This window comes from Tessaracoccus flavescens (genome assembly GCF_001998865.1).
Classification (GTDB): domain Bacteria; phylum Actinomycetota; class Actinomycetes; order Propionibacteriales; family Propionibacteriaceae; genus Arachnia; species Arachnia flavescens.
The window spans coordinates 2,724,487-2,739,194 of sequence record NZ_CP019607.1 but is presented as its reverse complement, the minus strand read 5'-3'; the positions used below and the strand labels follow the sequence as shown (position 1 = coordinate 2,739,194).

15 protein-coding genes and 1 pseudogene are annotated in these 14,708 nt (G+C 67.5%); 7 read left to right on the top strand and 9 right to left on the bottom strand.

All coding sequences use genetic code 11. From position 1 onward, the window contains the following. The first annotated feature begins 149 nt into the window (after positions 1-149). Positions 150-1,451 carry an ISL3 family transposase gene (locus BW733_RS13235; protein ID WP_077351179.1) on the top strand — a complete coding sequence of 434 codons (1,302 nt, stop codon included), beginning with the start codon at positions 150-152 and terminating at the stop codon, positions 1,449-1,451. Positions 1,452-1,456: 5 nt separating this feature from the next. On the opposite strand, the pseudogene BW733_RS13230 reads toward BW733_RS13235, so the two are convergent. Next, positions 1,457-2,671 (bottom strand): annotated as a pseudogene (locus BW733_RS13230) (ISL3 family transposase); the annotation flags it as partial. A gap of 262 nt (positions 2,672-2,933) precedes the next feature. Between BW733_RS13230 and BW733_RS13225 the strand changes: the two are divergent. Next, positions 2,934-3,491 carry a hypothetical protein gene (locus tag BW733_RS13225; RefSeq protein ID WP_077351175.1) on the top strand — a complete coding sequence of 186 codons (558 nt, stop codon included), beginning with the start codon at positions 2,934-2,936 and terminating at the stop codon, positions 3,489-3,491. Positions 3,492-3,892: 401 nt separating this feature from the next. Here BW733_RS13225 and BW733_RS13220 read toward each other — a convergent pair whose 3' ends face one another. Then, complete coding sequence (locus BW733_RS13220) at positions 3,893-5,230, bottom strand: ISL3 family transposase (RefSeq protein ID WP_202970205.1); 1,338 nt, start codon at positions 5,228-5,230, stop codon at positions 3,893-3,895. A 371-nt stretch (positions 5,231-5,601) separates the two neighbouring features. Between BW733_RS13220 and BW733_RS13215 the strand changes: the two genes are divergently transcribed. From BW733_RS13215 to BW733_RS13200, 4 genes are all read left to right on the top strand, one after another. Continuing rightward, complete coding sequence (locus BW733_RS13215) at positions 5,602-6,309, top strand: ABC transporter ATP-binding protein (RefSeq protein ID WP_077351173.1); 708 nt, start codon at positions 5,602-5,604, stop codon at positions 6,307-6,309. Next, on the top strand, positions 6,306-7,106 hold the full coding sequence (locus BW733_RS13210) for a hypothetical protein (protein ID WP_077351171.1): 801 nt from the start codon (positions 6,306-6,308) through the stop codon (positions 7,104-7,106). The genes BW733_RS13215 and BW733_RS13210 overlap by 4 nt, the downstream gene beginning before the upstream one ends. Then, positions 7,103-7,693 (top strand): hypothetical protein, encoded by a 591-nt coding sequence (locus BW733_RS13205; RefSeq protein ID WP_077351169.1) that lies wholly within the window; start codon positions 7,103-7,105, stop codon positions 7,691-7,693. The genes BW733_RS13210 and BW733_RS13205 overlap by 4 nt, the downstream gene beginning before the upstream one ends. A gap of 88 nt (positions 7,694-7,781) precedes the next feature. Beyond that, positions 7,782-8,156 (top strand): YchJ family protein, encoded by a 375-nt coding sequence (locus BW733_RS13200; RefSeq protein ID WP_077351167.1) that lies wholly within the window; start codon positions 7,782-7,784, stop codon positions 8,154-8,156. Here the strand turns inward: BW733_RS13200 and map are convergent. The 5 genes from map to BW733_RS19895 form a co-directional block, all read right to left on the bottom strand. Continuing rightward, entirely contained in the window at positions 8,150-8,923 is a 774-nt protein-coding gene (gene map / locus BW733_RS13195; protein WP_077351165.1) for a type I methionyl aminopeptidase, read from the bottom strand. The two genes, BW733_RS13200 and map, sit on opposite strands and share 7 nt — an antisense overlap. Positions 8,924-9,076: 153 nt before the next feature. Then, the gene (locus BW733_RS13190) at positions 9,077-9,373 is read right to left on the bottom strand and encodes a hypothetical protein (protein ID WP_077351163.1); all 297 of its coding nucleotides are present in this window, start codon (positions 9,371-9,373) and stop codon (positions 9,077-9,079) included. Further along, positions 9,331-9,900, bottom strand: coding sequence for a hypothetical protein (locus BW733_RS13185; protein WP_077351161.1), 570 nt, complete (start codon positions 9,898-9,900; stop codon positions 9,331-9,333). Before BW733_RS13185 ends, BW733_RS13190 begins: the two co-directional genes overlap by 43 nt. Further along, a complete protein-coding gene (locus BW733_RS20155; protein ID WP_152024712.1) occupies positions 9,852-10,115 on the bottom strand; it encodes a nucleotidyltransferase domain-containing protein in 264 nt (87 codons plus the stop codon). The genes BW733_RS13185 and BW733_RS20155 overlap by 49 nt, the downstream gene beginning before the upstream one ends. 76 nt (positions 10,116-10,191) lie before the next feature. Next, positions 10,192-11,040 (bottom strand): ribonuclease H family protein, encoded by an 849-nt coding sequence (locus BW733_RS19895; protein WP_077351159.1) that lies wholly within the window; start codon positions 11,038-11,040, stop codon positions 10,192-10,194. 285 nt (positions 11,041-11,325) lie between these two features. On the opposite strand from BW733_RS19895, the gene BW733_RS13170 reads away from it, so the two are divergent. Beyond that, a complete protein-coding gene (locus BW733_RS13170; protein WP_077351155.1) occupies positions 11,326-13,599 on the top strand; it encodes an ATP-binding cassette domain-containing protein in 2,274 nt (757 codons plus the stop codon). A 90-nt stretch (positions 13,600-13,689) separates the two neighbouring features. Here the strand turns inward: BW733_RS13170 and BW733_RS19795 are convergent, their stop codons facing one another. Both BW733_RS19795 and BW733_RS13165 read right to left on the bottom strand, forming a co-directional pair. After that, positions 13,690-13,821 (bottom strand): hypothetical protein, encoded by a 132-nt coding sequence (locus tag BW733_RS19795; protein WP_257787448.1) that lies wholly within the window; start codon positions 13,819-13,821, stop codon positions 13,690-13,692. After that, positions 13,818-14,708 (bottom strand): GNAT family N-acetyltransferase, encoded by an 891-nt coding sequence (locus BW733_RS13165; RefSeq protein WP_077351153.1) that lies wholly within the window; start codon positions 14,706-14,708, stop codon positions 13,818-13,820. Before BW733_RS13165 ends, BW733_RS19795 begins: the two co-directional genes overlap by 4 nt.

The window sequence follows — 14,708 nt, the reverse complement described above, 5'->3', positions numbered from 1 at the left end:
ACGCGGCTCTTCACAGAAGGCAGTGGAGCCAAGGGCGGCATCTGAGCGACCCGGCTCGGAGGCGCTCCGGAGGGTCGGGCTGGTAGTGGGGGCCCTCGGGTTGGCAGGATGAAGGTGTCTAAGCCACATCTGAAAACCCAAGGGCCCTTGTGCGAAACGCTACCCCACCCTGCCTCGATACGTTCTGCCGGCTGGACCGTCTCGGGCTGTCCGTGACCGCCCAGCGCGTCGAACCCGACCACACAGTGCTGCGCTGCCGCCCCACCACACCGCCATCGCCGTGTCCGGGCTGCGCCGGGCCGGGCGTCCGGCACGATGCGGTGCTGCGCAGGTTGGCGCATGTGCCGTTCGGGTGGAAGCCCACGATCCTGGAGGTGGTCGTCCCTCGCTACCGGTGCGTACCGTGTCGACGGATCTGGCGTCACAGCATCACGGCGGCGGCGCCGTCGAAGGGGAAGCTGTCGCGTGACGCGATCATGTTGGCGGTCAAGCAGGTCGTGGTCGACCGGATGTCGATCGCCCGGGTCGCGGCCAACCTCGGCGTCGCCTGGAACACCGCCTCGGACGCGATCCTGGCCGCCGGCACCGAACTGCTCATCGACACCCCAGACCGGCTTGATGGGGTCACCATTGTCGGCGTCGATGAGCACGCGTGGCGACACACACGACACGGCGACAAGTACGTCACCGTCATCATCGACCTGACCCCGACAAGGACCAGAACCGGTCCCTCACGCCTGCTGGCCGTGGTCGAGGGCCGCTCGAAGCAGGCGTTCAAGACCTGGCTCGAAGCCCAGACCGACTCGTTTCGGAACCGAGTGGAGATCGTCGCGATGGACGGATTCACCGGCTACAAGAGCGCCGCCGTCGAAGCCATCGACACCGTCACCACCGTAATGGATCCGTATCATGTCGTGGCCCTGGTCGGTGACAAACTCGACCGCTGCAGGCAACGCATCCAGCAAGAGACACTGGGGCATCGGGGCCGCTCCGGTGACCCGCTCTACGGCATCCGACGCGTCGCCCGCACCCGCGCTTCGCTGCTCACAGAGAAGCAGCAGCACCGGCTCGCGAAGGTCCTCGCCGACGAGCGGCATGTCGCGTTCGAGGTCACCTGGAGCATCTACCAGGACGTGATCGACGCCTACCAGGCCCCCGACCCAGCCGAGGGGAAGAAGATCATGACTCGGGTGATCGACGCCATCAAGGCCGGGGTTCCCGCCGGCCTCGACGAGCTCCGCTCGCTCGGGCAGACGATGAAACGGCGCCGCGATGACATCCTCGCGTTCTTCGACCACCCCGGCACCTCGAACGGCCCCACCGAAGCGATCAACGGATTGCTCGAACACCTCCGCGGCACAGCCCGAGGCTTCCGCAGCATCGTCAACTACGTCGCCAGATGCCTACTCGACGCTGGCGGGTTCAGACCCCTGATCCACTCACTTCTGTGAAGAGCCCCGAACGCGATTCGGGTGATCAGTCGGATCTTGGTGTTGACTGATTCGATCAGTCCGTTGGATAGACCGTGGGTGATCGAGGCGAGGATCTCGTCGCGGTGTTTCATGATCCGGCGTTGTAGGTCGACGAACGCGGGGATGCGTGAGCGGCGGGCCCAACTGATCCAGTGATCGAACGCTGCCGGGGCTTCCTGGGGGGAGAGTTTGAACAAGGTGCGCATGGCTTCTTTCAGCAGGTAGGCCCGAAACAGGGTGGGGTGAGACGTTCGTATCCAGTCGAGTTGGACCTGCTGGTTAGCAGTGAGGTTCTCCGGGTTCTTCCAGATCGAGAACCGGGAATGCTGAAGGCGTTGAGCCTGCCCGACAGAGCGGGGCTGCTGCCCTGTTTCAGGGTCGTGACGGCGGCGTCCGGTCGCTGCGCTCCAGGCCTGTCTGCGGACCGTGTCGAGGGCCTCGGTGACCCATTTCACGACATGGAACGGGTCAGCACACAGCACCGCCCTGGGGCAGCGGTTCCGGATCACTGATTTGCTCCAGTTCGCCCCGTCAGCGCTCACGTGGCTGATCATCGCGACCCGGTCCTGGCCAGCAGCGTCTCCGGACGCGGCGAGCTCGTCGAAGAACTGGTTCAGCGTCGCTTTGTCACGTCCAGGAGCGGCCCAGACCAGGCGCCCGGTGTCGTGGTTGACCACCACGGTGAGGTACTTGTGTCCGCGTTTGTAGCTGATCTCATCGACACCGATCCTGGTCAGGTCAGCGAACCGGTCAAACGTTGACGCGGTGTCTTCCCAGACCCTCTCAATGATCGCTCCAACCGAGTGCCAGGCAATCCGCATCAACTCACTGACACCACGTTTCGAGCACTGCGTGACCAGCCAGGCGACCTGCGCGTCGAACTCGCAGGTGTGACCGGCTCCATGACGAGCCCACGGAACCTGCGCGACGACCACCCCGTGGGCAGGACACGACACCCGCGGAGCGTCGGCCTCAAGGAACACCCGAGTAGTTCCCGCGTCCAGGCTGCGCCACCGACGACGTCCCCGGCCCCTGTCGAACCGAGGGCTCCGGCTCCCGCATATCCCGCACCGGTTCATGCACCGCTTGAACGGCCTGACCCGCACCACCAGATCTCCCGATACCTCATCGAAGTCCATCGCTTCGACGACCGTGTTCTCGACACCAACCAGCCGGGCACATACCCTGGAACCAAGCACGCCGCTTCTCGCTTTCAGGTCCTGTTCCTAGACAAACAAGAACCTAGCCAGAAGCGGCGTGTCCCTCACCCCCGACCCACACATCGGTAACAAGAGCCACTTTTCCGGGTTCGTTCATGAGAGAAACGCATCGACTGCAGACAACGTCGACTCGGCCTCAACGAGTCCGGAAAAGTGGCTCTTGGTGGCATGCGACCAGAGGCCCTCCGGCGACCCACCGCGGGGTGATGCGGCGACGCAGGCCCAGCGCTAGGTTCGGCCCATGAGGAAGATCGCGGCCGCCATCCTGCTGGCGGCGTTCGCGGGCGGCTGCACGACGACCCAGGTGGCGTCGGTCCCCTACGAGCCCGCACCGACGCCGACCCCGACTCTGAGCGCCACCACGTCGGCGCATCCGGTCGAGGAGGATCCGTTTCCCGAACCGCCGACCGACTGCACCGGGCGCGAGGGCCTCGACGCCGTCGTCACTGGCAGGGACGCGGCGACGGGGACCCAGTTCATGAGCGTGTGGTTCATCAACTGTTCCGAGGCCGCGGTCGATCTGAGCGGCGCGGTGTTCACAGGAGTCGACCCGGACGCGACGGTCCACGGCCTCAGCTACGACACGCTCGGCACGGCGCCCACCCTCGAGCCCGGCGACGGGGCGGGCCTGCTGATCAGCTGGGCGAACAACGGTCGCTGCGAACGCGGGGTCGAGCGGCTCCTGATCGACGTCGCCGGCTCCGAGCTGGACCTCACCCAGGACTGCCTCCTGTTGGGCGGTGAGTACGCGGCCGAGCGCGACCACCCCCTCAGCCTCGACTGGGGGTCGAGCTCCTGATCGGGTCTTGGGTCACTCGCCATCAAGGCCGACCTCGGCCGGCGTGTATCCAAGGCTCCACCCACATCCGTGCGACCTGCACCCCGCAGGGCGTGGGTATTTCCAGGGCCGAAGCGATGCGAGCACTTGACGCGCGCTAATTGACCAATCCAGGCCGAATGTCAGTACTTCAGCCGATTTCGACCCTAGTCGGCTCCATATGCAGTAGTTTCTGACCACCCAACGGAATGAACTAAGAATGTCCCTCAAGAAGAACCTCATCGGAGCGGCAGTCGTCGGGTGTCTCGCCTACGGCGTACTCGCTCCAACCGCAGATGCTGCATACAGCTACTCAGGCAAGACCGTGGTGCAGTCGGGTAAAACGGCGGGCACGGCATATGGGAATGTCGCAATGGGGCTCTTCATACCTGCGGTGGGTCGAGGTTGAGTCCGCCGCCGATGAGGAGCATGCGTAGTCGGTAGTTCTCGCGGTTGCGGAAGCCTCTGGCGATGCGTCGGTGGAGCTCGATGAGCCCGTTGATGCTCTCGGTGCCGCCATTGGATGCGCGGCCGGTGTCGAAGTAGGCCAGGAAGGCGTCTTTCCACTGTCTGAGGGTGCGGCCGAGTCGGGCGATCTCGGGGATCGGGCAGGAGGGGAACCCGTCGACGACTTGCTCGGCAATCTGGCGGCCCTTGGCTGGGTCGGGGTGGGCGTAGGCGGCTCGAACCTTCTGGGCGCACTGCCAGGCGACGTGGACGGCGTCGTGGCGGTCATCGGCGGCGATCGCCGCGGCGAGGCGGGCGTGTTGCTTGTCTGTGAGCCGTTCGGCCGCGCAACGCAGGATGTTACGGATCCCGTAGAGCGGGTCGCCGGAACGACCCCGGTGGCCGTGGATCTCCTGCTGCACGCGGCGGCGGACCTCATCTACGGCCCGGCTGGCCAGAGCGACCACATGAAACGCATCAAGGACGGCGGTGGCGTCGGCGAGCTTGTCGTCGATGGCGTTCTTGTAGCCGCGGAACGGGTCCAGGGTGGCGACCTCGACCCCGGCCTTGAACCCCTTCCCGCGCTGGTCGAGCCACGTCTTGTACACGGTGCCCGAACGTCCCGGCACCAGATCGAGCAGCCGGGCATGGACGCGTCCGTCCTTGTCACGAGTGAGGTCGACCATGCCGGTGAGCTCCTTGGGGCCACGCTTGCGGGGGCTCACGTGGTGCCACAGGTGCTCATCCACCCCAAGCGTGGTCACGCCGGCGAACCGGGACTCATCAGCGGCGGCACGCTGCAGGATCGGCTCGATGCTGGTCCACACAGTCCGCCACGTGGTGGCCAACTGCCGAGCCAGCCCGGCGATGCTGGCGTGCTCGCGTCGGACCTGCTCGGTCGCCCAGCGACACGCCCGGGTGGTGAGCATCGCGCGTGGCTTGGCGATCTGTTCGTCCTGCTCGGTGAACACCCCTACGGGACAGGACGGCTCGGGACACGTCCACGTGCGTTTGCGCCAACGCACGCGTGTCGGGGCTCCGAAGCAGGGGATGTCGACCAAGGTGACCGTCCGTCGGCCATGGCTGCGGGCTACCACCCCGCAGGTCGGGCAGCCCATCATCGCTGGTGGGGACTCGACCTCGACCACCAGCCCGGCAGGTCGCCGGTCCACTCCGATGACGTGCACGCCGGGCAAGCCGACCAGACGGTCACAGTTGTCGCAGTAGGCGTCGTCATGGGGGCAGCGCGCAGCACACGTCGTAGGCTCAGACACAGTCGGGGTCCTCGGTGGATAAGAAGCTTGGTAACTCCTGATCCTGAGGGCCCCGACCCCTACCTCAGCCCACCCCGCTCACCCGGCGTGTCGCCCCCGACCCCACCGCAAGTACGAAGAGCCCGCAATGGACATCCTGTACGTCCGAAACAATGCCACAGCGAAGGCGGGTGTCTACAACGGGAGGGGTATCTACGTCCAAGCCTCTGCCTGGAACTATTCCCAGGTCGTGGGGGTGCGGAGCCTTAACACCACGAGCACCTCCTACAAGAGCGTCGCCAATAAGGTGTCCTACGGTGCGCCAACTGGTGTGCGTTGACGTCGCGTGGGCGATCGATCCATGCGGATCCCAGTCGCAGGGCCGGATCTAGTTGATCAAGGTCAACGCCCTCACCGTCCGGTATCCGAGGACAGCGACTCCCTCGGTCTCTGAGGTTTTCCTTCAGTTGACCGAGGGAGTCACCGCGCTGCTTGGGGCAAACGGCGCCGGAAAGACGACACTGCTGAGAGCCGTGTCGGGAGCGCTGAGCCCCACATCAGGTCGCGTGACGATCGACGATCTGAATCCCTATGCCAGGAGAGAGCGCAAGAGCGCGCTCAACAGGATCGCCTTCATGCCACAGACAGCGGCAGTGCCGAGGGACCTCACCGCACTGGACTTCGTTGCGTATCTCACCTGGATGCGCGGCAAGGGCCGAAGTGAAGCCAGGTCCCAGGCCATGCAGGCGCTTGACGCTGTCGGGCTGGCCGGCCGGGCCGAAGACAAACTGAAGAAGCTCTCTGGCGGCATGGTGCGAAGGGTCTGGTTCGCGCAGGCGTTGGCGGCGCAAGCCGGCACGCTGCTGCTGGATGAACCGAGCACGGGCCTCGACCCCAGACAACGGGCCACGATGGTAGAGCTCATCCGGGGGCGAGCAAAGGGCACGGTTCTGCTGTCAAGCCACATCATCGAAGACGTGTTGTCTCTTGCCACCTCGGTGGTCGTGTTGCGTGAAGGGCGGGTCGTGCATCAGGGGCCTCTCACATCGGAGGTCAACGAATCCTGGCTGCTCTCCCTGATCGGAGACCCCGAGGAATGAGCGCTGTCTTCATGTGGATCAAGGCGTCCTGGAAGGTGATCCTGCCGATTCTCGCAGTTGCGCAGTTGATGGTGCTGTACAATGTGCAGCCTGTTGACGGGGTCCCGTTCGGGTGGCGGGTCGACTGGTCGTGGATGCTGTCGGTCTGGAGCGGCGCGACACTGCTGATGTCGCCCGTGGCCGCTGCGGGTGTCGTGGCGTTGGTGTTGATCAATGTCAACGGCGAGGTCCAACAGGGCCTACCTGCCCACGTACAGAGATGGAGGCCGGTGGCGCACATCTCGGCAGCGGTGGCTGTCCAAGGGTTCGCAGTTCAGCTGGTCGCACTTGGCATCTGCGCTCTGGTGTGTTGGCTATGTCAGGCCGACCCACGCGGCGTCACGTTGCCGTGGCAACTGTTGACAGCACCGTTCGCTCTGCTCGCGGGGATCGCCGTAGGATCAGCCGTCGCCCTGCTCCTCCCGACCTTCTGGAGCATCCCGGGAACCTTGTTCGCGTTGTTCCTGGCTCACAGGATCTTCTTCTGGCATGGCTGGCCGGAACTGTTCACCACCGAGATGGCCACGTGGATGGTCACGGGCGGTAGGCCGATCCCCAGATTCCTCGCCGCCACCACCTGGCTCAACATCGTCACAGCGGTGGCGATCTGGTCCGGGCTGATCTTCGTGACTCATCGTGGAAGGCATCGCCCCTGGTGGGCACTGCTCGTGTGCATCGCAGGAATCGGCGCGGCTTTTGCGATCTACCTGCCTTTCGTTCTGGCGGATGCCATGGACACCTATGAGCCACTCGGATGAGCATCACCGCATCGGCACGACTATGGCGGTGGCCCGTCTTCATCGTGATCATGTTGGTGGCGGTCGCGTGCCTGCTCGCCTTCAGGAATGACTCGATGTATCTGCCGGGCGCGGATGGTCGCCGTTACGCTCGCCAGTTCGTCGTCGCGTGGTTGCCTGTCCTGGGTGGGGTGCTGCTCATCGATCCCACTCCGGAGATCACAGCCACGCTTCCGAGGGCTCGCCCCGTGTACCTCGGGTTGCGGATGGCGATGGCCTTCGGGGTCCTAGCGCCGATGGCCATGGCGTGGTTCCTGTCGGATCAGCCGCTGGTCAAGGGCCTGTATGAGGCCTTCATCGTCGGCGTGCTGCTCACCTGCTCCGTCCTTGCAGTCTCACTGTGGCAGGCGTCGGGTGTGCTGACAGCGTCGCTGATCTCGGTGCTCTGGCTCCTGGCTGGCGACACTCTGGCGACTGCCCTGGGCTTTGCCGACATCACGGGAAGGGCCTTGCAGGTCCGGCCACAGCACTGGTGGCTTGCACTTGCCAGTCTTGGTGTCGCCGGGTTGACCACGATGCGCGGGGCCGGTTCAACCCGCTGGCAGTGACCGCCCAGGCCGTAACCAGGCGCGCCTCTTCCAGCGTGACCCCCGAAGCGAGCCGATCCCCTACCACCGGGCCTAGACTGCTCTCACCATGACGACGACCTGCCTCTGTAACACCGGCAAGCTCTACGACGACTGCTGCGGCAGGTGGCACTCGGGGCGCCCCGCCCCGACGGCGCTTGCCCTGATGCGTTCGCGCTACACGGCATTCGCGTTGGAGTTCGGCGACTACCTCCTCGACACCTGGCATCCCGACACCCGGCCCGAAACGCTCGACCTGGACCCCGACACGGAGTGGACCGGGCTGCGGATCGACGCGACAAGCGACGGGAAGGCGTGGGACACGGAGGGGACGGTCACCTTCACCGCATCCTTCACCTCACCCGACGGACGGGGCGAGTTACGCGAGGTCAGCCGCTTCTTCTTCGACGACGGTCGCTGGTACTACTACGACGGCACCTACTGAGGCGGAAGGGTCAGGATCTCCGCGCCCTTGCCAGTGATCGCGATCGTGTGCTCCGTGTGCGCGGTGCGGGCGCCGGTGGCGCTGCGCAGCGTCCAGCCGTCGGGATCCATGACCAGCTCGTCCGTGTCCTGCATCACCCACGGCTCGATGGCAAGCATCAGGCCGGGGCGCATCCGGTAGCCGCGTCCTGCCCGGCCAGCGTTGGGAATGTGCGGGTCCTGGTGCATCGTCGAGCCGATGCCGTGGCCGCCGAAGTCGGTGTTGATCTCGTAGCCCGAGTCGCGCAGCGACCTGCCGATCGCGTGCGAGATGTCGCCGATCGCCTTCCCGGGACCGGCGGCGGCGATGCCCGCGGCAAGGGCACGTTCGGTCGCCTCGATCATCGCGACGCTCTCGGCCGGGCGCGACTCCCCCACGATGAAGCTGATCGCGGCGTCTGCGGCCACGCCGTCCTTGAGCACGGCGAGGTCGAGCGAGAGGAGGTCCCCGTCGGCGAGCGCGTAGTCGTGCGGGAGACCGTGCAGGACGGCGTCGTTGACCCCCGTGCAGATGTAGTGCCCGAAGGGGCCGTTGCCGAACGACGGGGCGTAGTCGACGTAACAGGACTCGGCGCCCGCAGCCTCGATCATCTCCCGGACCCAGCCGTCGATCTCCAACAGGTTCGTGCCGACGACGGCACGGCTCTTCATGGTCTGCAGGATCTCTGCGACAAGCGCGCCGGTGACCCTGGCACGGGCCACCTTCGCCGGGCTGAGGATCTCGATCATCGGCTCTCCTTCACGGGTGGGGCATGGTCAGACTACCGCCGCTGGGCCGGGCCTCCGCCATGCGACGCCTGCACGCCAGCTCTACCGACGGCGCTGAGCGTCTCTGATGGTCGGCGTCGGCCGTCTCGAAAGGGCAGACGCCCGCCTGCACCGTCAACCGGCGGCGCGCAACTGGTCGGCCGACTCGAAGCGACGCGGCGGCCTCCCCGCCCGCTCCAGCATGACCTCGATCGCCAGCGCGAGGTCGGCGGACGCGTCCACCATCGACCAGAGGTCGTCGGCGACGTAGCTGCCCGGCAGTTCGACCTCCAACGGGACGCCCGCATCGACCCGCAGCGAGCGCTGGAGGTTCGCAGCCGTGAGGAACGCCAGCCGCCAGTCGCCGCTCTCGGCGCAGGTGCGCAGCTTCAGGAAGGTAGAAGAGACCTCCTCGTACCAGTGGGCGAGCACCCCGTCGAGCAGCGGGCGGAGGCGTCGATCCTCCTCCCATCTGCGTGCGGCCACGGCGCACGCACCGAAAGGAACGACGCGACCGCCTCGAGAATGGCGCACAGGCCACCCTCCAACCGTGCGTGGTCCTCGGCGCGGATGACATCGTCGAAGCGTTGCAGCATCCCGGCAGGCAGCCACGGCAGGGAGGCCAGGTCGGCGTGCAGACGCTTCAGTCCCCGCATGAAGTAGCGGCCCTGGGACAGCGCCACCGCCTCGCTGAGCGCGACGAGGGCGAACGCCGCGTGTTCCCGCGCCCTCGCCATGGTGAGCGAGCCAGCCGCGAGGTCGCGCTCGACCGCCGCCAGGTTGAGCCGGTCGACGGCGCGGGCGTGTGAGACAGCCGGGTGCCCGAGGCGGTCCACGAGGCGGGCCCGCAGATCAAGCAGCCGCTCCTCCGCCCCGGGCGTGCGGGCGTAGAGGATGCGCGAGTCGGGCGTCAACGACTCGGTGAGCTGGGTGATCCGCTCGACGCGCGACCAGTCCATGCCTGCCGAACAGGTCGTAGCCGACCCGCTGGTATGAAGGTCTCGGCGACCTGCCAGCCCCGCTCAGTGGCGGGGACGAAGCACAGGTCGACGTCGGAGCGGGGCCCCGCGTCCCCCGTCAGGTAGGAGCCGTAGAGCAGGAGGAGGTCGACGTCGTCGCGGCACCTTTCCACCCGCTCGCAGAAGTAGGCGATCCCTTCGTCGTTGCGTTCCATTGACCACCTGCACCAGCGCGCCACCGCCGCGCGCCACCCCCTGCGCGGCAACCACCCGGCAGGGAAGATGCGGCGCTCAGCCGACGGCGGCGAAGCGCAACGCCCAGGCGCCGGGCACCTGCTGCCAGAGCAGCGCGGCCGGGCTCCCGTCGACCACGACCCGCGCGAGGCAGGCCTCCTCGCCGACGGCGTCAACGCTGACCAGCGCGAGCTCGGTGCCGGGTTCCCACGGAAGTGAGCGGCCCTCCGAGCCTCCGGCGAGCACCACCAGTTCCGGGTGGCTGCGCACGGCGTCCTGCCCACCGGAGAGCGCCTTGACCGCCCTCACCACGGCCGCCTTCGCGCGGGGTGCCGCGCTGCCTGCCACGGCCTGCGGTGCCGGAGCGGAGAAGTCGCCGGAGAAGAGGTCGGGCTGCTCGTCGACCTGGCCGACGGAGAAGTCGGTGCGCGCCGTCGGGCGGGCGACGTCCGGGAAGCCAGGCCCCTCGTCGGGCTTCCTGCCCGCCTGGTAGGCGGTGGCGGCCGCCCTGGCCCGCAGATCTGCCGCCTCGTTCATGGCGTGGCCTGCGTGTCCCTTCACCCACTCGAAGCTCACGTCGCGCCCGGCCAGTTCGGCGTCGAGCTCCTTCATCAGTTCGACGTTGAGGACCGGCTTCCCGTCACCCTTCCTCCACCCCTTGCGCTTCCAGCCGGGCAGCCACTTGGTGAGTGAGTTGATCACGTACTGGGAATCGCACAGGACCTTCAGGGGCTCGTCGACGTGCGAGGTGGAGCGCAGCAGGTCGAGCACGGCCATGAGTTCGCCCATGTTGTTGGTGCCGTGCTCCCAGCCGCCTGCCGCCCAGGCGTCGTCGGAGATGTACCACGCCCAGCCCGCGGGGCCGGGATTGGAGAGGGAGGAACCATCAGCGGCGGCAACGATCACAGGTAGACAATAGTGTGCCGGGACGGTTCACCCGCGGGCAGCGGCCACGTCCTCCTCCACCAGAGCCCCGTTCGCCGCAGCGCCTGCGAGGTTTCCCGCGCCCATGGCGAGGCCGCCGAGTTCGACACGGGAACCCCGCACGCCATCTCGGCGGACGGGCCTCGACCCGCGCAGGTGATCAGCATCTTCAACGACGACGGGGCGCGCATCCACACCCACCTCAGCGCCCCTGACCCAGATGCCTGAGGCACGCTTCGGTGGGTGGCGGGTGTCATACTTCTGCGCATGACCTCCCGCGATCAGATCCGCGTGCGCGGAGCGCGCGTCAACAACCTCCGCGACGTGGACGTCGACATCCCGAAGCGTCAGCTCACCGTCTTCACCGGAGTGTCCGGTTCAGGCAAGTCCTCGCTCGTCTTCGGCACCATCGCCGCCGAATCGCAGCGCCTGATCAACGAGACCTACCCGGCCTTCGTGCAGTCCTTCATGGCCTCGCCGTCGCGCCCCGACGTCGACGCGCTCGAGAACCTGTCCGCCGCCATCGTGGTCGACCAGGAGCGGATGGGAGCCAACTCCCGCTCCACCGTCGGCACCGCCACCGACGTGAACAACCTGATGCGCCTGGTCTGGTCGCGTCTCGGCACCCCGGAGGTCGGGCCGAGCTTCTTCTTCTCCTTCAACACGCCCCAGGGCATGTGCCCCGCCTGTGAGGGCAACGGGAAGGTCTCGGCCGTCGACGAGTCGCTGATCGTCGAGCGCACCCTCTCCCTGAACGACGGAGCCATCACCGTTCCCGGCATGGGAGTCGGCACCTGGTACTGGAAGGGCTACGCCGAGAACCCCAACCTGGACCCCACCGTGCCGCTGCAGGACCTCCCCGAGGAAAGCTTCAACTACCTCATGTACCAGGAGCCCACGAAGGTGAAGGCCCAGGGCATGAACATGACCTACGAGGGGGTGATCCCCCGGGTCAAGCGGATGTTCCTCAACCCGGAGAAGGCACCCGGCCAGAAGCACGCCCGCGAGTTCGCGGAGCGGATCGGCACCTTTCAGCCCTGCCCAGACTGTGGAGGCACCCGGCTCAACGAGGCAGCCAGGACGGCGACCGTTGAGGAAGCGACACTGCCCGAGGCGCTCGGCTGGCAGATCTCCGACCTGCTCGTCTGGGTGGAGCGCCTGCGCGACTCCGGTCAGGCGGAGCGCGCACGGCCGGTGCTTGTCGCGTTGGCCGACCTGCTCGGCTCGCTCGTCGAGGTCGGCCTCGGCTATCTGTCGCTCGACCGCGAGTCGGGCACCCTCTCCGGGGGCGAAGCGCAGCGCGTCAAGATGGTCCGCCACCTCGGCTCGGCGCTCACCGACATCACCTACGTCTTCGACGAGCCGACCGTCGGCCTCCACCCGCACGACATCGACCGGATGACCAGCCTGCTGCAGCGCCTCCGCGACAAGGGCAACACCGTGCTCGTGGTGGAGCACAAGCCGCAGGTGATCAAGCGGGCAGATCACATCGTCGACATCGGCCCGGGTGCGGGCACGCACGGAGGCCGGATCATCTACACCGGCGACGTCGACGGCCTGCGGGCCTCGGGTTCGCTGACCGGGGAGCACCTCGAGGTCACCCCCATCCTCAGGGAGAACCCCCGCAAGCCGAAGGATCACCTCGAGATCCGGGGCGCCTCGACGCACAACCTGCGCGACGTGGACGTCGACGTCCCGCTCGGCGTCCTCACCGTGATCACCGGCGTCGCGGGCTCTGGCAAGTCGAGCCTCATCCACGGGTCCATCGCGGACGGCTCGATGGCCCGCGCGGGCGACCTGCGCGTGGTCGACCAGACGGCCATCCGCGGCTCGATCCGCTCCAACCCCGCCACCTACACCGGCGTGCTCGACCCGCTCCGCACCGCCTTCGCAAAGGCCAACGGGGTCAAGCCTGCGCTCTTCAGCGCCAACTCCGAGGGCGCCTGCCCCAACTGCAAGGGCCTGGGCGTGGTCTACACCGACCTCGGCATGATGGCAGGCGTCGCCAACACCTGCGAGGTCTGCGAGGGCCGCCGCTACACCGACGACGTGCTCCGGTACACGCTGCTCGGCCTGAACATCGCCGACGTGCTGAACCTGCCGATCGCCGAGGCGGCGAAGGTCTTCACCTCCGGCAACGTGGGCAAGATCCTTGGGAGGCTGATGGACGTCGGCCTCGGCTACCTCAAGCTCGGCCAGCCGCTCTCCACTCTCTCCGGAGGCGAACGCCAGCGGATCAAGCTGGCGATCCGGATGGGCGAGGGGGCGGGGATCTATGTCCTCGACGAACCGACGACCGGGCTGCACATGGCCGACATCGACGCGATGCTCACCATGCTCGACCGGCTCGTTGAGCAGGGCAACTCGGTGATCGTGATCGAGCACTCGCTCGCCGTGATGACCCACGCCGACTGGATCATCGACATGGGGCCGGGTGCCGGGCACGACGGCGGGCTCGTCGTCTTCGAGGGCACCCCGGCCGAGCTGGCCGGCTCGGGCACGATGACAGGCGAGCACCTGGCGGCCTACCTCAAGGGGTGAGCCGTCACCGTGATCGGACGGCGGCTGTCGCGGTAGAGGGCCGCCGTGGCGACGACCGTTCCCGCTGCGCGCTCAACAGTGGCCCTCCGCCTAACCGACGGCCTCACGGGCGAAGGCCGTGTAGTCGGCAGGGTCGGTTCCCCAGGCGAGGGCGTTGTACCAGCGCGACCCGATGAGCGCGTCGTAGCCGGCGGCCCTGCCGTCGTAGGCGGCGCCGCTCACGGGCGGCTCAGGTAGGCGTAGCGGTGGTGCTCGGTGAACCCCTCGGCGTCGTACAAAGTTCGCGCGATCGTGTTGGACGCCTCGACCTGGAGGCCGAGGTGCCGCGCGCCGAGCCGGGACGCCTCGACGATCAGCGCGTGCAGCATCGCCCTGCCGTGGCCGAGCCCGCGCGCCGACTCCGCGACCTCGATGCAGCTGAGCACCGCCCACCGGTCGGCGACGCAGACGCGGCCGATCGCCACGTCCGAGATGCGCAGGTAGGACGCGGGCGCGGCGGTCACCTCGGCGAGTTGGTCCTCCCCCATGCCGGACAGACGGATCCACGCCTCGTCAGGCGCCTCGCCGCTCGCGTAGCCCACGCTCCCGGGCTGGGTTGCGTCGCGGATCATCACGACCGTCTCCTTTGCCGCGACGAACCCGGCGGCGAGCGCCTCCTCGAACGGTCGACCCCCGACGACCGCCTGCAGCTTCGCGGGGGCCTTCGACCAGCGCTCGACGGCCGCCGCCGCCTCCTCGAACGGAAGCTCGGGATCGCCGACGGCGAGCGCGGAGTTCGCCCGACCCGTCACTCCGCGCCCGGCCCGCAGGATCCAGCCGCCCAACCGCGCACGGCGCAGCCCCGGCCAGGTCCGGTCGAAGACCCGCTCGAGGCCGTCGGCATCCGAGGCAGGCAGCACGACCCGCTCCGGCACCTTGCGGACGCTCTCGACCTCTCCGCGCGGGATCCACACCTCGGCACGGTCCTCGGGGAGCACGACCATCCACTCGTCGTTTGCCGCGATCAGGTGTCCGACCACGTCACTCAGGGCGCCACCGTCGCGACGACGCCGGAGGCTGATCCGCTGCGTCTCGGCATCGGGGGCGGGAAGGAACCGGGGCTCGGCCAT